The sequence below is a fragment of the Bacillus cereus group sp. RP43 genome, from assembly GCF_040459645.1.
Lineage (GTDB): Bacteria > Bacillota > Bacilli > Bacillales > Bacillaceae_G > Bacillus_A > Bacillus_A mycoides_C.
On sequence record NZ_JARVHQ010000003.1, the window covers coordinates 214674 to 240330 of the forward strand.

Below are 25657 nucleotides of genomic sequence, written 5' to 3' on the forward strand. Positions count from 1 at the left end.
ACTTTATTATCATCTTTTATTACGTTCTGTCTTTTTATTTACCTTAAAACAATCCATTCATAGCTTGCCCACTCTTTTGGTTTCTTATCGTACTTGATACGACCAGTCGTACAGAATGAAGCGATCATCCATTGTATAAGGTTCATCTTGGCATATGGATCAATACAATCCTCTATTTTTTTCAATTGATAGCCTGTACTATTTTTCTGCCAAATTGTATATAAACGAAAATGTGTTGTCGTAACAAGCCTAGCTTTTGTTGTAACTTGCCATTTTGCAATTTTTGTTAAATCTTCTTTTACTTTTCTTTCATAATCTTGTTTTACTACTTTATAACTCTTCTCTTTATTGATTAATCCATTAGAGAATTCAAAAGGCATTTGATGAACCTCATAAACTATTCCTTCTTCCTCCCCTAAAATATTCGATTCCACTAGAAATATATTTTTTAGTTTTAACTGTTCCGTTAATTCTTTTCCGCCTCGATAAAATGGCTTTTTCACTTTCTGCAACAAGATTACCTGAACAATTAATCCAATTAGTAATGGATAAGCTAGTACAAACACCATGTTAATAAACATGTTTACAAGAAGTACTCCAACTAGTGCAAATATCGTAAAGTAAATATACGTTTCTCTTTGATGAATGATTCTACTGTTCAAGCCAAGATACCTCCGTTTTGATATATAGTGAAAGCAACATAAACAAGTGCTCCTAATAAAATAGAACAAGCCCCTGGAAAGCTCTGAATGAGCTGTATTTCTTTCTTTGGTAGTCTCGCACCAAATATAGAGGCAGCATGCTCTAATTGGTCTTTAATAGCTCCTATAAACCCTAAAATCTTAATTAATCGATACACACTGGCAATCCAAAAGAATAGTAAATGGAAAGCTGTTAATGTAATAGCGGTAAGCATAGCCGATTCTTCTACTACATTACTAACATATAAAGCTACCACCATAAGCATTTTCGTATCACCGGGTGAAGAAAATTTAAACGTCTCTAACAATAAACCACATACTAAGGCCATGACTAGTACAATCGTAATCTCTTTCCCTGTTCTTACCCCATCAAAATACGTGATTCCTATACCCACAATTAAGAATAGTAGATGCCACATATTTTTCGTTTTTCTATACTTCAAATCAGTAAATACATTCAGGATCATATACCCTATCAGTATTCCCATTACATATATGCCCATATTTTTCTCTCCTTATTTCATTTATCTCTAGATGATTTATTAAGGTCCACTCACTAACGACCACGTAACCGTAGAAGCGTATGTTGCTTGCTTATTCTTCCCTACATAGGTTGTCCCAGGATCTAGCTGAAGCTGGAATGCATTTTGACCAAAATCTATTTGATATTCTCCAATCGCTACATCTTTTGGAGCCTGGATAACGGTTTGTGCTGCCCCATTATCAATAGGAGCATTTGGAACCTGTACAGTAGGTTTTCCTGTCTCTGGCCCTTTTACTTTTGTTACACTCACTTGATTTTTCAAGTATAGAGAACCCTTTGGCAATTGTTTTGATATGTTCGACTCTGTAAATGGTGATATAGTAACATTCAATCTCCATCCATCCGCTTGATTCCGACTATCATGTATCATGATTTTCCCTAGCGTACCATATGAATTTTGTTTTTCTCCATTTAATTGAATCGGACTGAATTCCACGCTTTTTGGTACAGTGAGCATGTCTACATGCCCTTTTTGTGTGGTAGAAACATGCTTTGTTGCACTTTTATTTCCAGCTTTATCTACTGTTCGGATATGTACATATTGCGGCTTAGAATAATCCGTCGGAAACTGAATGCTAGTCTGATTTGTAAACTGAATACCACTTACATTATCAAGTGATATATCCGGTTTATCATTTACTACATATTCATATCCCTTTACTCCGCTTGTTACAGTTGCAGGCACCTCCTTAGAAAAGTCTGAAGCACCATTCCTACCAACTCCACGAATTTTATAATGATAGATACTCCCTTCATCTTTCGCGGAATCAAATGTTACTTTTGTTTCCTTTAGCTCTCTATTTTCTATTTGAAAACCTTCAGGTGCAGTTGGTACAGCTTGATCCCTTGCTTCTTTATCTACATAGTCAGAAAGTCTACCTTTATATATTTGCTGATTCCCTCGGTATACTTCTGCTTCTGATGCATATCCCACTTTTAGTTCATCTACATATGTTATCCCTTCAGAGTAAGCAAGCATATAAAACGTTACGCCTCGTTGCTCGGTAATATAAAAAGGGTTATTTGCAACTTGGGTATTCATACTAAATGTAGACCATCCATTTATGTCTTTATTAGAATCATCCTTTGTGACCGTACGATTATTTGGTAATTGGATAGGTGCTGCCCATTTTCTTGTTTTTAAGCGGTCACCTTGTTTCATTGAAGTCATAATAGGACTATTTAATACTAACTTCCCCTGTCCAGAACCATCCTGATAAGGAATTACTTTATCTACCATCGGAGAATCTTGATACACATCTTTATTTATGTCTGAAGTTATATGTTTTCTATCCCTTGGTATGTTGTTGCCTGGTTCTCTTTCTGGAAACAAGGAGATATTACTAATTTCTAATTCTTTCGAACCGCTCGGCACATCTTTTAAAACAGTAGCGTTGTAGTAATCAAACTCTCTCCCTGTTTCCCAACTTCCGTCACCATAAAAGCTAATCTTTCCTACTCCTTGTGACTTGGCTTTAAAGGTAGCGGAAATATAAGCATTATTTGGGACGTTTAACCTTTTAAAAACAGCGATAGAATCTGTTCTAACAGTATAGGGATATAAGACTCGATTCCCTCCTAATTTTGTATCAAATACTTTGTATCCACTGGTATCTGCACCATTTGGATAATAGACTTCTGATTGTAAACTTTGATTCCCATTCCCATAAAATTCTCCCCAACCATTCATTAAATTGACATCTTTAGGGTTATTAAAATCAATTTTCCATAGTACATCTTGATCTAAGATATCAATTGCCCATTCCAATTTGACCTCATTCTCTTTTCCACTTGCAGTGAGTGTTGGAATACCATTCTGCTGGCTTACTGCTTGATCAGCTAATATAGTGTTATCTTTTATACCTACAAATAAGCATGCGGCGGTTAAAAGCATGACCGAAGTGAATATCTTCCCCCGTTTCACCCTATCCTCTCCTTTCACTTCTTTAGTATTTATGAGGATTTTGGTTCTTCTCTCTGTTTGGAATGCTTCTTTCTCCACCATACAAATACAAATATTGAAATGATTACGATTACAACACCAGCCACTATCATATATGTTTGATTAGAATACGTCGGTAACACCTTTACTGCACCTGTTTGTTCCGCGTACTCTGTCACATTAGAAGCAGTTATCTGGAATTCTTCTGTATATGTTTTTGGTACACCATTCTCTTTTATTGTGACTTTTAGCATATACTTTCCATCTTTGTACTCTTTCGCTTTCCATGGAATAGCCAATCCTACCTTAGATTTCGGGGCAACATTAAATGCTGGTATATTCCCACGAAATAGGACATTATCCTTAGATAAAACTTCATAAGAAACAGTCACATCCCTCACGATATTTGCATTTGTATTTTGAATAAGTGCATGCACTTGTGGTTGTGTTGGATACGATTCAACGGCTGTGCCATTTAACTTTAGAGACAGGTTATTAACTGAATTTTCAGTCTTGTCTACATTCAATTGTATCGCTACCGCATATTCGATACGGTTATGTACAGAGAAGTTCAGTCCATCTTTTTCAAGATCCTGTGATTTTGTATCTTGGACTAATTCAAACAATAATCCACCCAAAAATACTCCATCTTGATTAGGTGTCGTTAGTTGTACCTCCATGGTCTTCGTTTGATTACCTTCTAAAGTAACAGTGGAAGGAGCTTGCACATACTGATCCATATAAAAACCTGTATCCATTAACTTACTTTGTGAAACTTCACGGTTTGGCACATACATAATACCTCCGTTTGTAGAGGTGAGAGCATTGGCCACTTTTACATTCACTTTGATTGGAGTATTAGCTTTATTGTGTACATCCATTTTCACTGTTTGGTTCTGTTTCTTTTTCACCTGTAAAGTAAAATAGTTTTTGATATCGCCTATCTGATTATCTGGAACATGAATGTTTACATCAAATGGTAGACTATCTTGTTTTTCTTCTGCATAAACAAGCTGAAATGGTTTTAGGCTTAGACTTAAAATGAATATAATAGCCACCAATATACTAATAAAAATTTTATATGCATAGTCTTTCATTTTGCCCCTTCTTTCTATGTACAGAAGAGAACCATATCTATAATATGAATCTCTTCTGCATAATCATTACTAATTAAGGTCCTGTTACAATGGAATAGGTAAGTTTCGACTCATACGAGGTAGCACCAGCCTTATTCTCTACATATGTACTATGAGGGTTTAATGTTAAAGCCATTGACTTATCATTAAATGCTACATTATATTTCCCCATACCTTCATCTTTTTTCGCACTTAAAATCGTAACTTGATTATCTGTATCTATTATAAAGTTAGCTGTTTTAAACTCTGGATTAGGTGAACTTGTCCCGCCTATTTTCGTAATAGCAGCACCGCCACTATTTAGGACTAGAGATCCTTTTGGAAGTGTTCGATTTGATTTTGCATCTCCACTTACTTTAAATTGATCTGCTTTTACATTGATTCTCCAACCATTCCCTGAACCAGTTGCATCTGTCACTGTTAGCACACCAGGATTTGCATTTGTCACTTGTGTTTCTCCACTTAGTGTTACAGCGGTGAAATTACTGACTGGAGTAACAGCAACATTATGTTCTCCACCCGTAATACTTTGTGTTAATTTCGTCTCAGTTGTTGTTGCTGCACTTGCAGGTGTACCCATCAAAGACATGCCAAGAGCTACTGTTGCTAAAGTAGGAATCATTACTTTACTAAATTTCATCATAATACCTCCTAATTTTTATTTTATAGAAGGAGCCACATGATACGTGACTCCCCTTATATACAATCTTAAAGCTTATTTTTTATTCCAAGAATCTACATCTGCATTGCTTGATGCTTTTGTGAATCGAGCTAGAATTGTGTCATATCCACCTTGGATTGCTTTCCATACAAACGGTCCAATGACTAGTACAATAATTACCGCTAACGCGATTAACATACCGTTTTCTGATGATAGCTGTGAATCCTCATTTTTTAACCAACTTTTCATTTTCGTTAACATTTCATTTTGCTCCTTTATATATCAATTTTAGGAATCTACTAAGATAAGAATTTACCTAATTAAAATTTTATTTCTTGTTCCAAGAATCTACATCTGCATTGCTTGATGCTTTTGTGAATCGTGCCAGAATCGTATCATAACCACCTTGGATTGCTTTCCATACAAATGGTCCAATGACTAGTACAATAATTACTGCTAACGCGATTAACATACCGTTTTCTGATGACAACTGTGAATCTTCGTTTTTTAACCAGTTTTTCATTTTTACTAACATTTTATTTTTGCCCCTTTATTTATCGATTTTAGGAAAATACTAGGATAAGATTTTACCTAATTAAAATTTTATTACTTGTTCCAAGAATCCACATTTGCATTGCTTGATGCTTTTGTGAATCGAGATAGAATTGTTTCATAACCACCTTGGATTGCTTTCCATACAAACGGTCCAATGACTAGTACAATAATTACCGCTAAAGCGATTAGCATACCGTTTTCTGATGATAATTGTGAGTCTTCATTTTTTAACCAATTCTTCATTTTTGTTAACATGTGTTTTGCTCCTTTACCTATTCCATTTGGGATAATATCTTTTTATAAACTTGCAAATCCTTGTGATAAGGATTGAATAACAATGACCATCGGATAAATAACAATACAGCCAATGACTGCAACGTTAAATTTATTCATTTCCATTGGTTTATCTTGAATCAGACGGTTGTAGTTCTCATGTTTTAATTCACGCATCATTTTGATTTTCGAATCCATAATACGTAGACTTTGTACCTTGTCCGTTTTTTGCGCTTGTTGTAACGCAATCGTAAAAGTGTTTACTTCTGGACTATTTAAAGCTGCTGCGAAGTTCCTAAACGGTTGATCCGAGCCCGCATACATTTCTAATTCTGCTGTAAGAGTCGATACATACGGACTAAGATGTCTCCCTGCATATATCTGTGCCTTTTTTACTGCTTCTAATGTTGTATGTGTCTTTAACAACTGCAGCAACGGAATTAAATACTCCGGTAATTCAAACTTCCTTGCTTCTATCGCCTGCTTCATTTTTCTCTTTAATAAGTAGTCTGGATAGAAGTAAAGGAATGGCGAAATTAAAACACCTACTTTAAATAAGTAGTAATCATGAAATACACTACAAATTAGGAAAACAGAGGTGAAAATGATGGGATACGCAACCTTCATTTTTAAATATTCTTCTGGGTTTGTATCCAAACCAGCTTCTTCTAGTTTTTTCTGGATCTGCTCTTTCTTTTCTTCTGTCAAATACTTATGTGATAACGATTGGAAAGGAGCAAGCATCATTTGATTCAAATTCTTCTTTTCAATCCGCTTCGCATTTTCTACATAATGGGTAAGTACACTCCCACTGTCTTTTTTGCTTTGTAGAAAGGTGGAGAATACCCAGTACATGACGACAAATATGACTAAACCTAAAAACGCGTCCATCTTATTCCCCCCTTTCTGTCGGGTTATAATTTGCAATCTTTTCTACACGGGTTGCTAGGAAAAATACAATAAACATATTTACCGCTAATGCAATTTTCCCCATCATAGAACCTGCTAAAAATCCATACGCCTCTTTTGACATCACCATAATGACAATCGGCATGGCGATAACTATTAAGCAGTTCTGTACAAAAGCACGTTGTGCTTGTGACAAACTAGAACGTAATCTTGCCAGGTATAGCTTTTGTTTTTCGAAATCTTCTGCAATATCTAGTAAGACTTGCACTGAATTCGCTCCACCTTCTCGGCTACATACTTCCAACATTTCGTGGAAGAAAACCAATTCTCTAAAGTTAAAGGTTTCATTAAACCCTCTAAATGAACGGTGCATTGTTGTTCCACCTTCTAATAAAAGAGAAACTTTTTCTATTTCTTCTTGAATACTTTCATGCATCATCGGTTTCACCTGAAGTAACACACGTTTTGCGTTATTACTAATTTGAAGTGCATTTGCTACAGCTTTCATATAGATAGATAGACGGTCTATGACAACCAAGTAGTAACGTTTTTTTCTTCGATAGAGAAGAAATCTTGGAACTAAAAACCCACATAAAGCGGAAATCAGTGTAAAAGGATCTCTCCCAAAGGAAAAATAGAATACTGCTGCAATACTCATGCCTGAAAGTGCCGTATATACCCAGTACATACTTTTCGACAGTTTCCACTCGTACTTTTGGGCTTCCTGGATAACGGATTGCGGAAGATACATCCTTATTCCTTTGATATTCCGTAATTCTAAGCGTCTTTCTTCTTTCTCATTTTCTTGTACAAATTGAGAAAGGGCAGAACCCTTAGATTTTGTCAAAAGTAAAACTAACAATAGTACACTCATGAATATGAGGAATATACATCCATAAGCTAACAAACTATGCATACTGCACCTCCTGTTGTGTAAGGAATGGTGCATAAAGTGCTGGATTTACAGTAGAAGAACGGAACTTCCTTTCCATATCAGCCGACATTGTCGCTGTAGCGATATGATCTCCATGAATCTTTTCTACTTTCTCATTCATTTCATCATATTCCTCACCTGTCGGAATAAATTGAGAAAGCTGATTGAACTGTATATCATCTTTATAATCCAATAATTCAATCATCTCTGTAATATAGCGATTCCCATCATCTTTCTTTTCTAAAAAGACAATCACATCAAACGTCTGTGAAATTAATTCATATAAATACTTAGCGTCAATGTTCGCACCACTTTGCAGGCACATGAGCATTAAACGTCTTACTGCTTCTTTCGCACTCCTTGCATGGACAGAAGTAAAACCAGGGTGTCCTGTTTGGAAGAAATTTAGCATTTTTAATGCTTCTTTCCCCCTTGATTCCCCTACAATTAATCTCTTTGGCCCTTGACGTAATGCATTCGTTAACAATCTATCAAAATCAATTGCATTCTCTTCTACTTCCGATGCCCTACACTGCATCGGAACAAAATGATGTTCTGGAAAGATACGATGCAAATATAATTCAGGGTTATCTTCTACTACGAGAGTACGTTCTTTCTTCTTCCCTTTCGGAATATGAGAAGCAAGATATTTCATAAACTCTGACTTCCCTGTGCCTGTTGCTCCCGCCACTAAAATATTCATTTTTGCTTTCACGGCTGCGGCCAAAAAGTCCAACATCTCTCTCGATGCTTGATTTGTAGATAACATCCGCTCTTCAGAGGCTCGAAGGTGATCCGCATTCTTACGAATTGTTATCGTTGTACCCAGTCCACCAAGCTCATCTAACGCAATATTGATACGTATATACGGAAATACACAATCTACATATGGCTTTGCTGTATTTAATGATTCTGAAGTACTGTTTACCATCTTGTAGGCTAAGGCTTTCACTTCTTCTTCCGTTTCAAATCGGTAAGGAAATGTACATTCTCCCTCCCCAATTCTTTCGTAAATAATCTCTTTTGTACCATTTATATAAATATCGGTTACATCTGGATCTTTTTTCAAAGGCTCTATAATACCAAATCCAACAATATCGTCACACACCATATTCAGTAATTGTTCAGAAGGTACATCTGAAATGACGACTTGATTACTTAATAAAAAGCTTTTGATGATTTGCTCTACAGCTGCTCTCTTCTCTTTATTCATAAAAGATTCGCTTAAGATATCACGATGTTCTTTTACTAAAAATGCACGAATTTCATCGGTTATATCTTTAATTTGTTGAGCTGTAGTTGTTCCTAACCTTTTAGCCGATTTGGAACGAATCATATAACCGAAGTGATATAAATCAACTCGATTTCGCTTTAAGGCGACTTGTTTTCCCTGTAAATAGCCCCACATACTACTTACCTCCCCTTTTAACTTCGTAAACCAAAGAAACCCTTTTTCATAGAGGATGTATGCTGGAATGGAATATCAAATCCAGCTGCTTCCATAATGTGATGGACCTTTTCATTAATTTGTGGAGAACCAAATTGCATCCCCCATTCATAACTCGTACGATCTCTATCATACGAAATTGCCACCGCAATTTTTTGAGAAGAAAGCTTTTCAATATCCTCTACATAATTCTCATCCGCCATATTTAATACATGAATCATGCGAGGTAATGTTAGCTTAGCTTCTTCTATCAGCTTTAATTCCTGCTTGATTGCTAACGCACCACGAGGGTTTCCATTTAGCACATGAACAACAAGATCTGATTGGTATAAGATTGGGTAACTCAGCACCTCGGATAATTCAGTTGGTACCGATAGAATGATGTAATCGTATTCTGTCTCTACAAGTGATACGATAAATGTTGTTACAAACAATTCTTTGTTTTGAATCTCAGGGAATTGAGCTGGGTTATAACCTGATGGAAATACTAGAAAATCCATCTTATCGTGCAATTTTTGTAACAGCTTTGGATTCAATTTTTTCTCTAGTAAATCTTGCTTTGTGCAAATGTACTGCAAGAGATTGTATTCATTTTCTTTCCTTACAAGCTCTAATATATTTTTGCTGTCATGGCTAAGACCTGTTCCAACTGCAAAACTCGGCCTTACTTGGTCTGCTTCTACATACAGCACCTTTTTCCCTAAATGAGCTAACTCATTTGCCATCGCAATACTTAACGTGCTTTTCCCTACGTTTTCGTTTGTCGCATAAAATGCAACCATTCTGACTTGCCGCTCCATCTTAATACCCCCCTTTCTTATTTGGATTCGTTCAGATACTGTGCAACATATTCTTTTACATTTTTAGAAATTGGATTGGTTGAATGTTTCTCTACATGGTCTAAAATGTTCTTCTGATCAGATATTTGCGAGAACCCTTCCCCTGGTTGTAATTCCTTCCCTGTTTGTTCTACCTTTTGTCCGACTGCAACAGGAATAACATCTCCAAGTGTCTTCGCACGGTTTAGATATTGAAGTTGTTCGGGTGAAACAGCCAATGTATATAAGCGGGTTACCTTCGGCTTTTGTTTTCCTTCTTGTTCCTCTTTTGATTCTTTCTTTTCTAACACGAATGCATCTTCTGTATTACTATCTTTTGCTGCCGTAACACGTACACGTTGGAAAAGACCACCGAATACAACCTTCTCATTGTCTCCTTCTTTCACAACCTGTTTGAAATACAAGTCCACGTATGTGTTAGGAATAATACTATTCCCTGCGCTTGTTTCAAGATCGACGAGTAATGGGAAGGCAACTTCTCCATTTTTTAAATTTAAAATTGCAGAGTCTGGCAACTCTTCTTTCTTTACTACTTTATTTTTGAAGAGATAGCTATTTTCTGTGATGGGTTGCCCATCTTTTGTCCATTTTCCTACAACCTCTTTCTTATTCATACGTAATGCATTGGGTGGAATGGCATCCCCAGGTAATGTGCGTTCAACCAGCATATCCTCTTTAATCTCTGTATGAGCGGGTATATCCTTTGCGGCTACGACAACCTTTGTTGGTTTTACTGCATTCTCCACTGCAAAATGATTGTATCCATAGATACCAGCGACTGTTGCAGCGGCTAGACCTACCGCAGCAATCTGCTTCTTTTGAAACTTAGATGGCTTCAATGTTTGTATTCCTCCTTATGTAGCCTTTAAACGCAAAAAAAGGACACACCTATGGCATAAAGCGCCTTAGGTGTGTCCTTTTAGCTAATCTAAAGTCTATATGAAAATGTTGTATTTATTTTCTTTAATATTACAATTTCAATATTATGATATATACGGTTTTATGTCAATCATTTCTAAAAAATATCTTTTTTTTTCTATTTCAAAGTACATTTTCCACAAAATAAATAACCTTTAAAACATGAAATAAAAGTTCCTTCAGAAGATTTGAAGGAATTTTTGTTTAAATAAATTTATCAATGATTATCAATAGTTATCTCGTTGTAATAGACCTCACTAACCGAATAATGAAAAAATGATTAAACCCGCAGGACCACTTAAATTTCCTGCATTAAACTCTCCGACACGTACTGGAGCTATCGGATTCAAAATATTATAAATTTCTACCGTGTCATCTCCATTATTTGCCACATAAAGAGTGGTTCCTGTAATAGCTAATCCAGCAGGATTAGCTAAATTCCCACCATTAAACTCTCCAACACGTACTGGAGCTATCGGATTCAAAATATCATAAATTTCTACCGTATTATCATCAAAATTTGTTACATAAAGAGTGGTTCCTGTAATTTCTAATCCAGCAGGACCACTTAAATTCCCTGCATTAAACTCTCCGATACGTACTGGAATTATCGGATTAGAAATATTATAAATTTCTACCGTGTTATCTCCATTATTTGCTACATAAAGAGTGGTTCCCGTAATAGCTAATTCAGCAGGTGCACTTAAATTGCCACCATTAAACTCCCCTACACGCACTGGAACTGTCGGATTCAAAATATTATAAATTTCTACTGTATTATCTCCATTATTTGCTACATAAAGAGTGGTTCCTGTAATAACCACTCCTATAGGTTCACTTAAATCGCCACCATTAAACTCTCCAATACGTATTGGAGCTGTCGGATTGGAAAGATTATAAATTTCTACCGTGTCATCTCCATTATTTGTTACATAAAGAGTGGTTCCTGTAATAGCTAATCCAGCAGGATTAGCTAAATTCCCACCATTAAACTCTCCAATACGTACTGGAAATATCGGATTGAAAATATCATAAATTTCTACCGTATTATCATTGAAATTTGCTACATAAAGAAATTTAAGACTCACAGTTGGGCCTGGTCCAGTTGGGCCTGTTATTCCCGTTGCTCCCGTTGGACCGGTTGGGCCTGTTATTCCCGTTACTCCCGTTGGACCGGTTGGGCCTGTTATTCCCGTTGCTCCCGTTGGGCCGGTTGGGCCTGTTATTCCCGTTACTCCCGTTGGACCGGTTGGGCCTGTTATTCCCGTTGCTCCCGTTGGGCCGGTTGGGCCTGTTATTCCCGTTGCTCCCGTTGGGCCGGTTGGGCCTGTTATTCCCGTTACTCCCGTTGGACCGGTTGGGCCTGTTATTCCCGTTACTCCCGTTGGACCGGTTGGGCCTGTTATTCCCGTTGCTCCCGTTGGGCCGGTTGGTACAGTAATTGGTGGAATCGGTGGCAATGTCGGACCTACCAAGTTAGGATCAAATAAACTTGCAGATAGATTTACATTAGATTTTAATCCGTGCCATTTATTTTTCCTCTCCATATATTTCCCCCCCTAAACATACACATCCCCCACGTAATGCAAATTTTAGACAAAGTATTATTTTCTCTACAAAGTTATGATATATAGAAGATGTACTATTCCCTTCAAAGATTTTCCACTCAAATGAATGTATATTTGATGATTTACCTGCCAAGTTAATTATTAGGAAGGCTCAATACATATTGAGTTATGAGAAGACCTTCAATGAATTCCATGTACATTTCAGCTAGTCGATATCTATCAATTAGCTCTACATTTAATTCTTTCGCATACCGTTTGGCGTTTTTCGAAAAACCACCGATTGAAACGATATATCTACATTCTTCAATATTACTTTGTACAAGCGCAATTGCTTTGTAAGACATATCACTGCACATATACTTCACTTAGCCAAGGTATAAATCACCATTTAATCGATGTTCAAAATCCACACCATAATCTCCAGATGCTATCGTTACAACAGTTGTACCGCCGTGCTATTGTTCAATCACATCTGCAACAAATGCTTCAAATTCTAATGGTGTTTGGCGAATAAAAACAGACGGAAATGTACCCGCAGATACCCGCTACCGTTATGGCTGCTAGACCTACAGCAGCAATCTGCTTCTTTTGAAACTTAGATGGCTTCAATGTTTGTGTTCCTCCTTATGTAGCCTTTAAACGCAAAAAAAGGACACACCTATGGCATAATGCGCCTTAGGTGTGTCCTTTTAGCTAATCTAAAGTCTATATGAAAATGTTGGATTTGTTTTCTTTAATATTAAAATTTCAACACTATGATATATACGATTTTATGTCAATCATTTCTAAAAAAAAATCTATTTTTTCTATTCCAACTTACGAATCCCAAAAAACAAATAACCTTTAAAAACGTTGTCATATCAAGGTTTTTAAGCTATTAACTACCCATTAAATATGATATAATAGATGTAACGTAACTGAATATTTCAGGGTGGTCAGTTGCTATCCTTTCTCTATCTTTTTAAAGAGAAAGGAGGTGACTATATGGATATCCTTTTCGCTATAGCAATTGAAATTTTAAAAGTTATTGCTAGGGAAGTCGCTGTATTTTTTGCAAAACTAGTAGGAAAATACCTATCAACGTCTTGGAAGAAAATACAAAAAAAGCGACGAAAAACGAAAAGAACCACCCTCAATGCCAGCAAGCGTCTGAAGGGCGGTTCTAAGAAAAAATAAACTTTTTTTAGCAACCATCCACCTTGCGGTAGCAGTTACATAAGGCGAGATGTTGACGCATCTCGTCTTTATTAGTTTATGCAAAAACTATCTTTGTAATACTTCTACACATATTATAACATCAACTATTGTACATGTCATGTCTCTGCATCCACTATAGTGGACGAAATAAATAAAATTTTTTCTAAAATGAAATCAATTTTGTTCCTGTTTCAAAATACTTTGCAGGAGCGTAGCTTTTCCCATTCCGATTCTGAAATTCACTGCCAATGCACAGAGATACAATCATTACGACGACCCCGATGAAAATTACACGTCTCACACGTTGTTTTTTCTTTTTATCCACTTTAAATTCCCCTTTCTACGAAAAAAAGGCACATCCCAATTAAGGGATGTGCCTTTGGATTATCCATTCAGCTACTAGTTAAAGATGGATTTCTTTTGTCGATTCACCTAATTATACTATATTTAATTTTTATTTCCCGTTTTTCATGTAATACCAATCCGTCAGTTTATGAAGTAATTCTTCTTTACCTACCCAGTTCCAACCTACTCCACTGCCACCTGGGAATGGATCATCTGGGAAAACTCTTCTTTTAATAAAATCATCATACGCAACACCTTTAATTTCTACTTGCTCTGTTAGACATAGACTCATTTCATTAATACCAGCTGGAGCTGTTTCTACATTGAAAGTATATACCCCATCTTTCGTCTTCATTGGTGTATACCATTTTTGTCCCCCATCAATGATCTTTTCTTTTCCAGCCCAATATAAAGACTTAGTTGGTCTTTTACTATCAAATACATGGCCAGTTTTCTCCGATAGATACATATTCCTTGGAGAAAAACTTGATGTAGAACCTGTATTTGTCTTACGTTCTAAATCTTGTTTAGCTTTTAATCCTTCATCTGCGAACGGATATTGTGCTGCTGCTGCTGTAAATACACCAGGGTAATTTTCATTCCATTGATTTTTATATGTTCCATTTATTTGGTATGAAAATCCATAGCCACTATGGAGCTTAGAAGGTGATAGACTATCAATACTTCCACTTAATGTTTCATAGAACATTTCTCCGACTGTATCCTCTTTTGACACACGTTCACTTACTGTTTCTACCACACCTTTTACACTAGTTACACCGCACATCCCTTTCTCATGAGATGGTGCATAGATAGCTGTTTTAATCGGATTATTTTTGTATGTGGTTTCTTCTATATCTATACGATTACCAGCAGGGTTAATTTCCGCTTGAATTGTTCCTTTCCCTTTATGTTGCCAGTCAAGGTTCAATGTTTTCTTTTCTCCCTCAGTTAATCTTACCTTTTGTGATGCCACTTGTTGTCCATTATGTTTTAACACAACTACTGTTTCAGGATTCACATATTTTTCTTCTAATACATCTAACTTTTTAATTTTATTCTTCTCTTTTTCTAGCTTCTCTCTTGTTTTATCTAATCTATCCGCAGCGTTATCGAGTCTATTTTCTTCCCAAGAGCAATCCCTATCATAGTAGTGGTCATTACCTTCTGCATCTACTTCATGGATAGGATTACGTCGGCAATAACTTAGACTAGATTGAGCGCTATCTCGAACCGATTCAGAGCTATTTACTTCCTGCTGGGACTTATTAATATTATTGTTTACCTTCTCTCTATATTGATCACGTTCTGGTTTAAAGTTATCACGTGATACATCTACCCTTGTTTTAATATTCTTTCCTTCTCTTGCTGTCTCTCCTTCAATACGGTCAGCCGAGAAATCAATTTTATATTTGTAATCATCTTCATCGCCTGGATCTGGGTTAGGTGTCACTTCTGTACCACAGTTACCGTCTACATTAAAGTTAACAGTCTTCTCATTTGACTCCCTTTGAACACCATCAAGCACCTTAATTTTCGCAGTATATCGACCACACAATTGTGGCTGCCAATTTACATCTTCTTTTGAAAATCGCCCTGCATCACCTTCATTTGGTCTTTGATTATCTTTTTGCTCACTTGAACGTAAGTAATCTTCTTGATGATGTACAGTTTCCCCATCTTTTATAATATCTATCATCCATTTCACACGATTTCGTTCGCCAGCTTCAGATTGATAAGGATTAACAGTTGTTCCATTAGGATCTCGGTCATTATATCCCTTATTTTTACTTACATATTCGAAACCGTTAAATATAAATTTAACAGGGTCATCCTTTTTGCCACTAGATGCTTTAAATTCTTTTAGTTCAGGCTTACTAGTTCGTACATACCACAAATTATAATTATTCACACTATCTACAGCGCCAGCTCCCGCATAACCACCCGAAAGATAGGCTATATCTCGAATCCAATAAAACTGGCCATACATCTCATTTGTTTTATCATTTCTAATAATATGCTCCTTTATATTTCCCAATACAAATTCAGGGTTTCCCCAATACTTATTAGAAATTATTGGCTCTGTTACACGTTCTATTTCTGTTACCATTCTATCACCAACTGGCACAGAGCTATTAAAATATCCTTCATTCGAGATACGGATATACGGCTCAGAACTATCATTTCCCTGTACTAAGTTTTCTTTAGGATTTCCCCAGTTAAATGAACCATTGTAAACCGCAGGATAATGTATATCTCCTTTATACATCAAATCAGTACCTTGTGGTGAATAACTACCAGGCCTAAAATATTTTCCTGGCATTTGTAATTGGGCAGATTTTACAAAAGTATCTTCATTCCCATTATAAAATGGAACATCATTATTCTTCGCATCTGCACAATTAGGTGCCGACAATAAAACCGAAGTAAAAAGGACAAATATTCCCTTCTTAAATTTCATTTCTTTTCCTCCTTAAACAAAAAAAGGACACACCTGTACCGTTGGAATGGTACGTAAGGTGTGTCCTTCACGTAAATTTTAAATTCATATATTCATTTAAATATATCATAACAAACAATATATTTAAATTCAATGATGTTATCTTTTCTTTACTTGAACATACATCATTTTATCAGCAGTAGAATGCCCTACACGAACTCTATGGTTCTCTTTCACATAATTATTGATAACTTGCGCATCTACTGTTTCTTGAATCTCTTTATCTAAATTTAACGCAGGATTTAATAAAGCCACCCATCTTTTAGCTAATTCTACTGTTGCCTTATTATTATATAAGAATACAATTTCAAAATTATCTTCATCTATTGCATCAACATAAAATTGAGATTTTAAAGAACCAGCAGGTAAATACATGTTTTTATCCACTAGACTAATAGTCCCACTTAAATCAGAATACTTTAATTCTGTGCCATACTTATTATTTACAGAGTTAAGCACACTTTGTGCTTCAGAAGAAATAGATTTTTTCGCCATCGGAGTATTATCCATTGCTACTTTATTGTATTCTACATCTCCTGCAACTAGTTGCTTATCTATTTCTACTGGTAATATTGTTTCTGGTTTTTCTTCTGGTTTTTCTTCTGGTTTTGTTTCAGGTTTTGGATCTGGCTTCACTTCTGGTTTTTCTTCTGGTTTTGTTTCAGGTTTCGGGTCTGGCTTCACTTCTGGTTTTTCTTCTGGTTTCGTTTCAGGTTTCGGGTCTGGCTTCACTTCTGGTTTTTCTTCTGGTTTCGTTTCAGGTTTCGGGTCTGGCTTCACTTCTGGTTTTTCTTCTGGTTTCGTTTCAGGTTTTGTTTCTTTTTCGATTACATTAATAGAGTTATATAGGAACTGACTGTATTGTTCACGAGTTACGTGCATTTGTGGAGAATACTTATTACTTCCTGTACCAGCTGTAACACCATTTTCCTCTAATGCATTAATTGCATTATATGCCCAAGAGTTTTTATCAACGTCTGTGAATGATGTTTTTGTAGTTGCTTTTAACTTAAATGCATTTGTAATTACCTGTGCCATTTGTTCACGAGTTAAAATATCATCCGGACCAAATTTCCCATTATCATATCCATTAATAATACCCGCTTTAGCAAGTGCTAAGATTTCTTTTTCGAACATGTGTCCTTTAATATCAGTAAATGGATTTTTGAAACTAGCATCTGCATCCGCTGGTTTTACATATGCATAAATCATACGAGCAACTTGTCCACGAGTTACATTGTCACCAAAACCAAACTGTCCATTTCCGTATCCTGCTACTACTTTACGGTTTGCTAAATCATAGATTGCTTTAGTAGACCAGTGATTTGCTGGAACATCATTGAACTTTAATGAATCTGTGTTATCAGCTGCTTTCACTGTAAATGCTCCTGCCCCTAAAAGTGATGTTCCCATAATTGTTAGTGCTGTTGCTGTTTTTAAGAATTTGTTTGCCATTGTTTGTTCCTCCAAATATATTAGTTTTTTTATAGATTCTTTTATTGTACCTAAATTAAACATAAAATCTAGATGTTTTAACATATTAATTATTTGATTAACCTTTTTTATAACCGCTGCTCTATATGGAAAATATTACCATATAGAAATAGGCTTGTAAAGTATTTCTATATATTTATTTTTAAATATATTTTTCTAGCAAAAAAACTATACTTTTCAGCATAGTCTTTTATAGCAAGAATCTTATAGACCTCACTTTCATTATTTAAAATATACTTGTCCCATTCCATCCTTGCTTGCCCATATCGGAGCCTTTACACCTTCTACTCCAATTAGCTTAAATATGAAGAAATGGTGTTCTGCATTTACCTTGAAAGAGAGTGGCTGACCATGCTCTATGCGACCCTTCGTATACTCATACTTCCAGCCATCCATCTTTTCTTCTTTCATTCTTTTCTCTATTCCAGGGATTAAATCAACCCTTTTCCCATTGTTATCATATTGAAATCCACCCTTATTCTCTGCGCTTTCTACCATATCAGAAGCAAAGTTATGTGCTTTCACCAACTGAATCCCATACAATACACCTTCAGGTAGAAGACTAATTAATAATAGAGAAAGTGTAAGGAATAGAGCTGTAGTTACTGTATTTTGCATTCTTTATACACCTACTCTTTTTCTATTATTTTACGTTCCCACCAATTTGTTTTTCTTTTGCATTCGCATCGTAGATAATAATACTTCTTGCTTTACTCTTTATCGTTTCTTTTTTTTCATCAAATTGCTTAAAATAACTAGCAGCTTCTGCATCACCTTCAACAGCGATCATTGCTGGTTTTTCCTGTACAACATGAACAGAAAAGTCACGTTTTGAAGCAGGATCTTTAAAATCTGCATTACTGTTATATGCTTTTTCAAATTCTTTTTCTGCTACTTCTCGGTCAACTGCTATCTCTTCCTCTGCACGGAGAGTACCTACTTTTACAGCCTTAGATAGAGCTATCTCGCCCCCTCTTTCTAAAGACGATTTATTATCAGTATGTGTTGTATCCCCAATCACCATATCCGTAACAAAGAAAAGGCATCCAACAAATAATAGCAACGTACTTGCAGCTACAATAAATTTTTGCATTTTTTATCATCCCTTCTTAATTTTCGGTCTTTCGGAAACGAAATCCACTTAATATAGAGCTTTTCTTCTGGTTCAGCAATTCGTTTGGTAGTAATAACTCTGCTATCTTCTTCATTATTCCTTCTAACTCTCTATAATAGTTACGACTTGATAGTAACGTACTACTATTCAACTGTGCTTCAAATACATCCTCAATCCCATAAGGTGGTATAGCTGCTAATAACTTCTGTCCTAAACATTCTTCCACTACCTCGTGTTTTAACAATGATGATGAAAATTTATTCCCAATTACTTTTGTTTTGTCTAATGCTAAGTAGGAAACTAACTTTCTTTCTTTTTGCGTAAGAGGGTGTGCTATCTTTAACATTTGATGAAGATCTGGCTCCGCTACAAAGAATATGTAATCAGCCATTTCGCATATCTCATGGTATAAATCTTTGTCCCAATCATTCCCTGCATCAATAATAGAAATAGGTGCTTCTTGGTTCCCCAATAAGACTTTAATAAAATGGTCAAAGTCCTGCTCTGTTTCATTTTTTAATTCTTGGTCTACAATAGGATTCTTTACGATAAAGTTTATTTTTCCTTGCTTCCACTTTGGAATCGATAATATATCGGATTCCTTCTGTAACATCTCTTTATAGCGCTGTAACATGAACTCGCTGCGATAATTTTCTGGTGCTTCTGTGTAGCCCTTTAATAGTGGATACGTATATCCCTCATCGTATAGATTCTCTATATAGTTCACATCAATCTGTAGTTCATTCAAATAGGCAGCTAGGAGATGTGAAACAAAAGTAGCTCCACTTCTCCTATTCATACTGGCCACAACAATTGTTTTCCTTGGAATTGCTATACCAATCTGCTTCTCATATACAGGTTCAAACGATAATTTATATTGCTTTTTAATTATTGGTGCTTTTACCGTTTCCTCTTGTACAGACTTACGTTTTTGTTTGTTTTTAAATATTTTTGACTTAGAGGAAGGTTCATCATTGCTTCCTTCCTCTAAGTCACTTGGCACTTCCTCTTCTTCCTCAGCAGGAATGTCCGGTAATTTCGTTTGTTGCGGTGCCTGACTTGCTCCAACAATCTCGGCTACATTCTTAATATCCGAATCCTGTAGCAACTGCGGGATGACTTTATTATCAATATCAATTCTACGAGAGTTAAAAATGTCATAGATACCTAGATAAATCAGTTTCGCCAAAAACTCATCATCATTTTCACGTTCTGTAAAAACTACAATACGAATATCTCGATTAAAACGTATATCCCTTAACTTCTGTAAGATAATCAATTCACGTTTATCTTCCTGGCCCGCATCAATATTTAATCGTTTGTCATTAATACATAGAATCTCGGGTTGTTCCGTATCTAGAATTTCATCTAGATATTTAATATGCATCACATCACTATCAGCCACTTCAAATCCCGCGCCAACAAAATCTTCTCGTAAATATGCCGTATATACAGTATCACTGATGGCTAATACAATTTTTTTGACCATGGTAGACCTCCTTTAACTTTTAGCGTTGGATTAAAATCATGTTTTCAATTGGAATTTGCGCCTGTTGATGAATCTTCCCAAAAATCTCATTCAGAATATACTCCACTTCAACTTGTTCCAATGTTCGTGGTGCCTCAAAATCAGAATTAAGTTTTATTCGTATTTCCAGTCGATCTTGAATTTCATTTAATGGTGTATCGAGATAAAGAATTCTGTAGTATAAAACACCATCTTCAATGCTTTTTTGAATCATATCTCTTGTTTGATGAATAAATGTAACCTCTGCAAGCTCAACGAAAGGATTGTCTATCGTTACTCCGCTATTCCAAGTTAGATTCCAAATCTCACAATGTTCTTCCGCATGCACAACAACTCCATTTACTGAAGGCGTAATTACAAAAAGACGATCTACAGGAACTTTAGTTAAAGTAGTGGTATCCCCATTCACTAGTTCCAATCCTTTTTCCAATCGTTCGTGTTCAAACGCACATTCAGCGCCAGCAAATGCAATTTCGCAAAATACTTGTTCTAGTAATGGACGAATCCCCTCAAATGTTCGTATTGCAAACACACTAAATTCCTGTGTTTCATCTGTTCGAATGATTTCAAATAATTCAAACTCAGATGCATTTACTAAAGCAAAAGGAATATCTTTAATAAGATTCGAATCAGTATATAGCTCCTCTGGAATGTGGGTTTCAGGATGATGTACAAACTCAAGGCATAGTTGATATCCTTTTAAAAATGCATTCTTGGCTGCTGCTGGGAATAGAGTTTCAAAGCGCTTTACATTGTTCTTAAATTTCTTTTCTTCAACTTCGTTATTAAACTCCCTTTCTTGTAGGATATTAGCTTTGTTACCTAACAATAAAAAGTAATGATTAATGATACGACTAATACTTTCTTCAAACGCTGAATTATCCTCACAATACTTTGCAAATCTCTCTTTACTCATGCTTATAATTTCATTCATAGTTCTGATTTCTCCCTTTCAAATGTTATTAATACATAAAAAAAGACACACCGATGGCAGGTTACATGCCTTCGGTGTGTCCGTTTAGCTAAAGAATGAATCTATTAATTTGTATATCTCTCTTACTAAATTGTTATTCATGTATAAGAATACATCTGTGAATTTTAAAAGTCAACAGTTTCAGAAAAACCTAATGATAATATATTCACTTATATTTTTCTAATTTTTTATGTATCTAATCTAAAGAAAACAATATTTCAAATAAAAATATATACAAGTATTTTATATAAATAATACAAGAATCATATATAACTAAACTCAATTATTAAATATAAAGAGAAAATACAAGTGCTTATGAATCCTTATATACCATACGTTCTTTTATAATAAACCTAATTACATATCGTAATATCCCCATTATATACAAGTAATGAATCATAAAAAACACAAATTAAGAAGCTAAATATCATATTACTAAGAATTCACAGGTTTTAATATATAGTATTAAGATAATCACAAGTATTGAATCGAATTATAAACAAAATGAATCGTATCCAAAAGCAGCATAAATTGTTTATATATTTACGTAAAAGCGCCGATAAAGACATTTCCTTAACAAAAAAACATGTCCTCAAATTAAAGAACATGTCAAATAACCCTTGCTTTTATGTGATTTTTTAACAAGGGCTGCTGCTTACTATATTTTTTAAGATTTTATAAAGTCTGGATAGGCACCATTTTGATTATAATAATTCATCATTACATCGTGCCTTTCTTCTACAGACAAGCTTTTTTCCGTAAAATCAGTCCAGGATTCTCTAAATTGTACTCGCATAAATGCAGGAATAGAGAATATTTCTTGCTCTTTCGTATAATTTTCAACCTGATCTAATGCATAAGTCATTGCGGTAATCAGTAATTCGTTTTGTTTTTCCTTTGTTGGCATGTATGCAGCAATGTCCACAATTTCCTGTTTAAATGCAATCATCATATTTTCACGATCTTTCTTTCGTAATGATTGTCCCATATATTTCAAACGAGATACTGCTTCCTTTCTGCATTTCGCTACCGGCCTATGTAAATCTTTTTTATCATTCTCAATTACGCAGTTTGAAGAAAACACCACATTGAACTTTTCAATGATGACTTGTTTCACCTGTTTTCTAACACGCGCTATGCGAGAGTCGCTAGACTTCTTTTCTTTAGAATCAATTGCTGTAAATTGCACAATTGGTTTTAAAATTTCTATGTATTGTCGTACCTTCTTTGCATTACGATTCAATTTATCCTTTAAAAAAGCCATTCTTCTTGTAATCTCGAACTCTTGAATCTGGTGCTTATAATGCTCCATACCAATTTTTCTCGAAAAAGTATTTATTAATTCTAATAGGAACATAATCCCTCTGTTATCACGAGCCTTTACAAGACTACTAAGTATAGTTGTTTGAATAAGATGAAATGGAATTCGGAAATATGATAGTGATATATCTGTAGTTTTTGTAGTTTCTGCAGCAGTATGGTTATACAAGGCATAATCTACAACCTCATATACAGTACGATTTCCAACAGGTGTCTCTTTTACGAGCTTACGCTCCAAGCAAACTTGAAACCCCGTATAAATTGTTGTGTAGGGAATCCCACTGTTCTTAGTAAGATCCATGATTTGAAATTCACGTGGTAGCATTCCAATATCATTACATTCAAAGTGAAGCAAGATATAAGTAGCTAAAGCTGAAGATGGTAATTCTTTTCGTTCATTTTCTAGTTTCACGATGTTTAATAATCCATCGAAAAACTTAACCCCATGAACCTTAAAGTTCTGCTGGGAAAAAGCCATTTGCGTATTCATAATGTTGCTAACTCCTTTCAAAAGAGCACAAAAAAGGCACTGTCATACCACGTATACAAAAATACTACTCTTTAAAAAAGCAATACATGTATAACCACGGTAAACAATGCCTAAAAATACGCAAGAAATCCCCTTTTTAAGTTGCACAAATACATAAGATACAGTAAAATTATCTTATAATTTCATGCAAATCAAAAAAGGTTTAGAAGCTTTGTTTACCGCGCTCTAGAAAAAGATTTAGAGTTTCAGCGATTCGCGGTGAACCACAATGAGATAGTTGGCGCTATTTCATTGGGCTGATGAACCTTTTTTCGCTTTATTATATTTTATTTTCATATTATATAAACGTTCTATTATTAATAAATCTATATCTAAAAAAATATAAAATCATTAAAGTAACTACATCATATATAGTTTTTTTCATGGTTGCAAGCTGATTTTCAAAAGTAACAACCTGGTGAACTTAACACGAACGAAAATCTGCACATTAAACATCTACATGATCGCCTCTCAATCAAAAACTAACTAAATATGGTTTAAAATCCAATTATTTTCACGACACTCACCTAATCAACTGTCGCTCAATCAACACACCACCTTGATTTCGACGCCATTTCACCTCTAATTAAAAAGAGTCACTCACCTAATCACCGGTCACTTAATAACAACACACTTAGTTTTTCTCGATAGATTGAGTGGTGATTGAGTGAATGGTTTCATTATATTAAATATAGTTCTAATCAGTCAATTAATCGCCAGTCACTTACATAGTTTTTGTTTGTATTTTAAAAAGTGAACGACCAGTGATTGAGTGGTTGAGAGTCAATCATAGGGTTTTTAGTTACAAAATTAACTCTCGAATAAACAGCAAAGCATACAGTTGTAGTAATTAAACAGGTTTATTAAACTATTGTTCTGAGAACTAACGTAAATTGATTGGCAGAACAATAGTTTAATAGTACTTAATTTGTATAATAAACCTATGGTTATTATAAAGGGGATGTTTAAATGAGAAGAATTGATTTGATACCAAAACCATTTTTTGAAACTATAGGGGAACATGGTACAACTTATTTTGTATATGGATATAGAACCGCTAAACCAAAGTTACATTTAGGAGAATTTAGTTCACTAAAAGAAGCTAGACAATTCATCTACAAATATGCTTATGAAAATCCACAATGGCTTAATGTAGACGGAGATATTAATGAATATAACAAAAAACCTTCTAGACCTGAAAGTAAGAATAAATGGTATAAAGAAGTAGTTAAAAAAGAATATATGAAGTATGCCAATTTCAAAGATTGGAAGAAATAAAAGTAGCGAATTTGTTACTTTTTTATTTTGTAAAGAAAAAGGAACCCATAAGGATTCCATTTGCATCACGTTGTTCTATAGTCTTTGTTTCTAAGTTTCTTTCTAATATCCATAAATGCTAGAATCATTATGATCGTGCATAATAATTTGAGCCAACGAAACTCCTGGTCGAACATTATACCAGAGAAGAATTCATAAGCATATAACAAGCCAATAGCGGGAAATAGCCAAATCATGAATTATAAATCTTTTAGGTGATATTTATAATTATTAATCTTTTTCCACATATGTATCAACTCCTGTAAATATATTTTAATTCTATATATTATGATTTTACATAAATATATACAGAATTAACATAATAACTTTGAATTAATCATGTTATTTATTAATGAATTTAGTCTCAGTAAAGATACTAAGTGTCCTAAGGATTTAGAAAATAAAAGAGACTATCAAAATGATAGTCTCTTTTATTTTTTCCCGAAAAACTTAGAGAAAAATCCGCCTTTTTGTTCAGTATTTTCTTGTTTCTGAGCATTTGCACTTTTTTGTTCTTGAATTAATCGTATAGTGCTCATTAGTTTTTCGTCACGTTCCTCTAGACGTTTATTAATTCTATCGAAATTGTCCTGACTTTGTTTAGCTACAGCAGCGAAGAATTCCATATTTTGCTTTGTTAATTCGGCGGTCACTTTAGCTGTAACTTCCTCAGTGATTTTTTCTGTCAAAGCCTCAATCAAGTCTGTATTTACCTGTTGTGCTTTAACTAGCGATGTTTCTTTTTGCTCATCATCGTCATCAATCTCTTCAGCATAAACATTACGAATAACAGTGGGATCCATATCTAAAAGCACTACAATTTCGTGCTTTTTCTTTGACTCTGAATAATAATGTTTTATTTTTTTTACTGTATCAATACTATCCTCATGAACATATTTAAGTTGTCTTTCTT

25 protein-coding genes and 1 pseudogene are annotated in these 25657 nt (G+C 34.9%); 2 read left to right on the plus strand and 24 right to left on the minus strand.

Features of this window, described 5'->3' with window-relative positions; genetic code table 11:
- Positions 1-38: 38 nt before the first annotated feature.
- From QCI75_RS29960 to QCI75_RS30030, 16 genes and pseudogenes are all read right to left on the minus strand, one after another.
- Complete coding sequence (locus tag QCI75_RS29960; protein WP_353762148.1) at positions 39-662, minus strand: hypothetical protein; 624 nt, start codon at positions 660-662, stop codon at positions 39-41.
- Positions 659-1204, minus strand: a complete 546-nt coding sequence (locus QCI75_RS29965) for a hypothetical protein (protein WP_353762149.1) — start codon at positions 1202-1204, stop codon at positions 659-661. Before QCI75_RS29965 ends, QCI75_RS29960 begins: the two co-directional genes overlap by 4 nt.
- Before the next feature lie 39 nt (positions 1205-1243).
- The gene (locus tag QCI75_RS29970) at positions 1244-3169 is read right to left on the minus strand and encodes a WxL domain-containing protein (protein WP_353762150.1); all 1926 of its coding nucleotides are present in this window, start codon (positions 3167-3169) and stop codon (positions 1244-1246) included.
- 29 nt (positions 3170-3198) lie between these two features.
- On the minus strand, positions 3199-4284 hold the full coding sequence (locus QCI75_RS29975) for a WxLIP family cell surface protein (RefSeq protein WP_353762152.1): 1086 nt from the start codon (positions 4282-4284) through the stop codon (positions 3199-3201).
- A gap of 73 nt (positions 4285-4357) precedes the next feature.
- Positions 4358-4963 (minus strand): WxL domain-containing protein, encoded by a 606-nt coding sequence (locus tag QCI75_RS29980; protein WP_353762153.1) that lies wholly within the window; start codon positions 4961-4963, stop codon positions 4358-4360.
- A 75-nt stretch (positions 4964-5038) separates the two neighbouring features.
- Positions 5039-5245 carry a hypothetical protein gene (locus QCI75_RS29985; protein WP_002069495.1) on the minus strand — a complete coding sequence of 69 codons (207 nt, stop codon included), beginning with the start codon at positions 5243-5245 and terminating at the stop codon, positions 5039-5041.
- Between the two features lie 67 nt (positions 5246-5312).
- Positions 5313-5519: a hypothetical protein gene (locus QCI75_RS29990; protein ID WP_098342195.1), complete on the minus strand. Its 207-nt coding sequence runs from the start codon at positions 5517-5519 to the stop codon at positions 5313-5315.
- Positions 5520-5590: 71 nt separating this feature from the next.
- Positions 5591-5794 carry a hypothetical protein gene (locus QCI75_RS29995; protein ID WP_219303767.1) on the minus strand — a complete coding sequence of 68 codons (204 nt, stop codon included), beginning with the start codon at positions 5792-5794 and terminating at the stop codon, positions 5591-5593.
- 42 nt (positions 5795-5836) lie between these two features.
- Complete coding sequence (locus tag QCI75_RS30000; protein ID WP_353762154.1) at positions 5837-6703, minus strand: hypothetical protein; 867 nt, start codon at positions 6701-6703, stop codon at positions 5837-5839.
- Between the two features lies 1 nt (position 6704).
- On the minus strand, positions 6705-7637 hold the full coding sequence (locus tag QCI75_RS30005; RefSeq protein WP_353762155.1) for a hypothetical protein: 933 nt from the start codon (positions 7635-7637) through the stop codon (positions 6705-6707).
- Complete coding sequence (locus tag QCI75_RS30010) at positions 7630-9063, minus strand: TadA family conjugal transfer-associated ATPase (RefSeq protein ID WP_353762156.1); 1434 nt, start codon at positions 9061-9063, stop codon at positions 7630-7632. Before QCI75_RS30010 ends, QCI75_RS30005 begins: the two co-directional genes overlap by 8 nt.
- Positions 9064-9080: 17 nt before the next feature.
- On the minus strand, positions 9081-9902 hold the full coding sequence (locus QCI75_RS30015; RefSeq protein ID WP_353762157.1) for an AAA family ATPase: 822 nt from the start codon (positions 9900-9902) through the stop codon (positions 9081-9083).
- A 17-nt stretch (positions 9903-9919) separates the two neighbouring features.
- Positions 9920-10780 (minus strand): Flp pilus assembly protein CpaB, encoded by an 861-nt coding sequence (gene cpaB / locus QCI75_RS30020; protein ID WP_353762158.1) that lies wholly within the window; start codon positions 10778-10780, stop codon positions 9920-9922.
- 336 nt (positions 10781-11116) lie between these two features.
- Complete coding sequence (locus tag QCI75_RS30025) at positions 11117-11977, minus strand: LVIVD repeat-containing protein (RefSeq protein WP_483299491.1); 861 nt, start codon at positions 11975-11977, stop codon at positions 11117-11119.
- Between the two features lie 336 nt (positions 11978-12313).
- Positions 12314-12406, minus strand: a pseudogene (locus tag QCI75_RS30650) (exosporium leader peptide-containing protein); the annotation flags it as partial.
- A gap of 155 nt (positions 12407-12561) precedes the next feature.
- Positions 12562-12771 (minus strand): restriction endonuclease, encoded by a 210-nt coding sequence (locus tag QCI75_RS30030; protein ID WP_353762161.1) that lies wholly within the window; start codon positions 12769-12771, stop codon positions 12562-12564.
- Positions 12772-13411: 640 nt separating this feature from the next.
- Between QCI75_RS30030 and QCI75_RS30035 the strand changes: the two genes are divergently transcribed.
- Entirely contained in the window at positions 13412-13603 is a 192-nt protein-coding gene (locus QCI75_RS30035; protein ID WP_353762162.1) for a hypothetical protein, read from the plus strand.
- Between the two features lie 475 nt (positions 13604-14078).
- On the opposite strand, the gene QCI75_RS30040 is transcribed toward QCI75_RS30035, so the two are convergent.
- The 7 genes from QCI75_RS30040 to QCI75_RS30070 form a co-directional block, all read right to left on the minus strand.
- Positions 14079-16430: a hypothetical protein gene (locus tag QCI75_RS30040; protein ID WP_353762163.1), complete on the minus strand. Its 2352-nt coding sequence runs from the start codon at positions 16428-16430 to the stop codon at positions 14079-14081.
- A gap of 138 nt (positions 16431-16568) precedes the next feature.
- Positions 16569-17987 (minus strand): S-layer homology domain-containing protein, encoded by a 1419-nt coding sequence (locus tag QCI75_RS30045; protein WP_483299492.1) that lies wholly within the window; start codon positions 17985-17987, stop codon positions 16569-16571.
- A 198-nt stretch (positions 17988-18185) separates the two neighbouring features.
- Entirely contained in the window at positions 18186-18581 is a 396-nt protein-coding gene (locus tag QCI75_RS30050; protein ID WP_002169981.1) for a DUF4320 family protein, read from the minus strand.
- Positions 18582-18606: 25 nt separating this feature from the next.
- Positions 18607-19056, minus strand: a complete 450-nt coding sequence (locus QCI75_RS30055; RefSeq protein WP_002069464.1) for a hypothetical protein — start codon at positions 19054-19056, stop codon at positions 18607-18609.
- Positions 19057-19072: 16 nt separating this feature from the next.
- Entirely contained in the window at positions 19073-20566 is a 1494-nt protein-coding gene (locus QCI75_RS30060) for a CpaE/TadZ family protein (protein WP_353762165.1), read from the minus strand.
- A 19-nt stretch (positions 20567-20585) separates the two neighbouring features.
- A complete protein-coding gene (locus tag QCI75_RS30065; protein WP_353762166.1) occupies positions 20586-21539 on the minus strand; it encodes a hypothetical protein in 954 nt (317 codons plus the stop codon).
- Between the two features lie 706 nt (positions 21540-22245).
- Positions 22246-23388 (minus strand): hypothetical protein, encoded by a 1143-nt coding sequence (locus tag QCI75_RS30070; RefSeq protein ID WP_353762167.1) that lies wholly within the window; start codon positions 23386-23388, stop codon positions 22246-22248.
- Positions 23389-24396: 1008 nt separating this feature from the next.
- Between QCI75_RS30070 and QCI75_RS30075 the strand changes: the two genes are divergently transcribed.
- The gene (locus tag QCI75_RS30075; RefSeq protein WP_353762168.1) at positions 24397-24705 is read left to right on the plus strand and encodes a hypothetical protein; all 309 of its coding nucleotides are present in this window, start codon (positions 24397-24399) and stop codon (positions 24703-24705) included.
- 470 nt (positions 24706-25175) lie between these two features.
- Here QCI75_RS30075 and QCI75_RS30080 read toward each other — a convergent pair.
- The coding region (locus QCI75_RS30080) for a DUF3967 domain-containing protein (protein WP_353762169.1) at positions 25176-25657 on the minus strand (482 nt) is incomplete at its 5' end.

Excerpts from the sequence above, each read along its gene's own strand:
- QCI75_RS29995 (WP_219303767.1), bottom strand. The coding sequence starts at position 5,794 with ATGTTAACAAAAATGAAGAATTGGTTAAAAAATGAAGACTCACAATTA.
- QCI75_RS30035 (WP_353762162.1), top strand. The coding sequence starts at position 13,412 with ATGGATATCCTTTTCGCTATAGCAATTGAAATTTTAAAAGTTATTGCT.
- QCI75_RS30040 (WP_353762163.1), bottom strand. The coding sequence starts at position 16,430 with ATGAAATTTAAGAAGGGAATATTTGTCCTTTTTACTTCGGTTTTATTG.
- QCI75_RS30060 (WP_353762165.1), bottom strand. The coding sequence starts at position 20,566 with ATGGTCAAAAAAATTGTATTAGCCATCAGTGATACTGTATATACGGCA.
- QCI75_RS29980 (WP_353762153.1), bottom strand. The coding sequence starts at position 4,963 with ATGAAATTTAGTAAAGTAATGATTCCTACTTTAGCAACAGTAGCTCTT.
- QCI75_RS30065 (WP_353762166.1), bottom strand. The coding sequence starts at position 21,539 with ATGAATGAAATTATAAGCATGAGTAAAGAGAGATTTGCAAAGTATTGT.
- QCI75_RS30010 (WP_353762156.1), bottom strand. The coding sequence starts at position 9,063 with ATGTGGGGCTATTTACAGGGAAAACAAGTCGCCTTAAAGCGAAATCGA.
- QCI75_RS30005 (WP_353762155.1), bottom strand. The coding sequence starts at position 7,637 with ATGCATAGTTTGTTAGCTTATGGATGTATATTCCTCATATTCATGAGT.
- QCI75_RS29965 (WP_353762149.1), bottom strand. The coding sequence starts at position 1,204 with ATGGGCATATATGTAATGGGAATACTGATAGGGTATATGATCCTGAAT.
- QCI75_RS30055 (WP_002069464.1), bottom strand. The coding sequence starts at position 19,056 with ATGCAAAAATTTATTGTAGCTGCAAGTACGTTGCTATTATTTGTTGGA.
- QCI75_RS30015 (WP_353762157.1), bottom strand. The coding sequence starts at position 9,902 with ATGGAGCGGCAAGTCAGAATGGTTGCATTTTATGCGACAAACGAAAAC.
- QCI75_RS30070 (WP_353762167.1), bottom strand. The coding sequence starts at position 23,388 with ATGAATACGCAAATGGCTTTTTCCCAGCAGAACTTTAAGGTTCATGGG.
- QCI75_RS30075 (WP_353762168.1), top strand. The coding sequence starts at position 24,397 with ATGAGAAGAATTGATTTGATACCAAAACCATTTTTTGAAACTATAGGG.
- QCI75_RS30030 (WP_353762161.1), bottom strand. The coding sequence starts at position 12,771 with ATGTCTTACAAAGCAATTGCGCTTGTACAAAGTAATATTGAAGAATGT.
- QCI75_RS30050 (WP_002169981.1), bottom strand. The coding sequence starts at position 18,581 with ATGCAAAATACAGTAACTACAGCTCTATTCCTTACACTTTCTCTATTA.
- QCI75_RS30045 (WP_483299492.1), bottom strand. The coding sequence starts at position 17,987 with ATGTTTAATTTAGGTACAATAAAAGAATCTATAAAAAAACTAATATAT.
- QCI75_RS29990 (WP_098342195.1), bottom strand. The coding sequence starts at position 5,519 with ATGTTAGTAAAAATGAAAAACTGGTTAAAAAACGAAGATTCACAGTTG.
- QCI75_RS29985 (WP_002069495.1), bottom strand. The coding sequence starts at position 5,245 with ATGTTAACGAAAATGAAAAGTTGGTTAAAAAATGAGGATTCACAGCTA.
- QCI75_RS29975 (WP_353762152.1), bottom strand. The coding sequence starts at position 4,284 with ATGAAAGACTATGCATATAAAATTTTTATTAGTATATTGGTGGCTATT.
- QCI75_RS30000 (WP_353762154.1), bottom strand. The coding sequence starts at position 6,703 with ATGGACGCGTTTTTAGGTTTAGTCATATTTGTCGTCATGTACTGGGTA.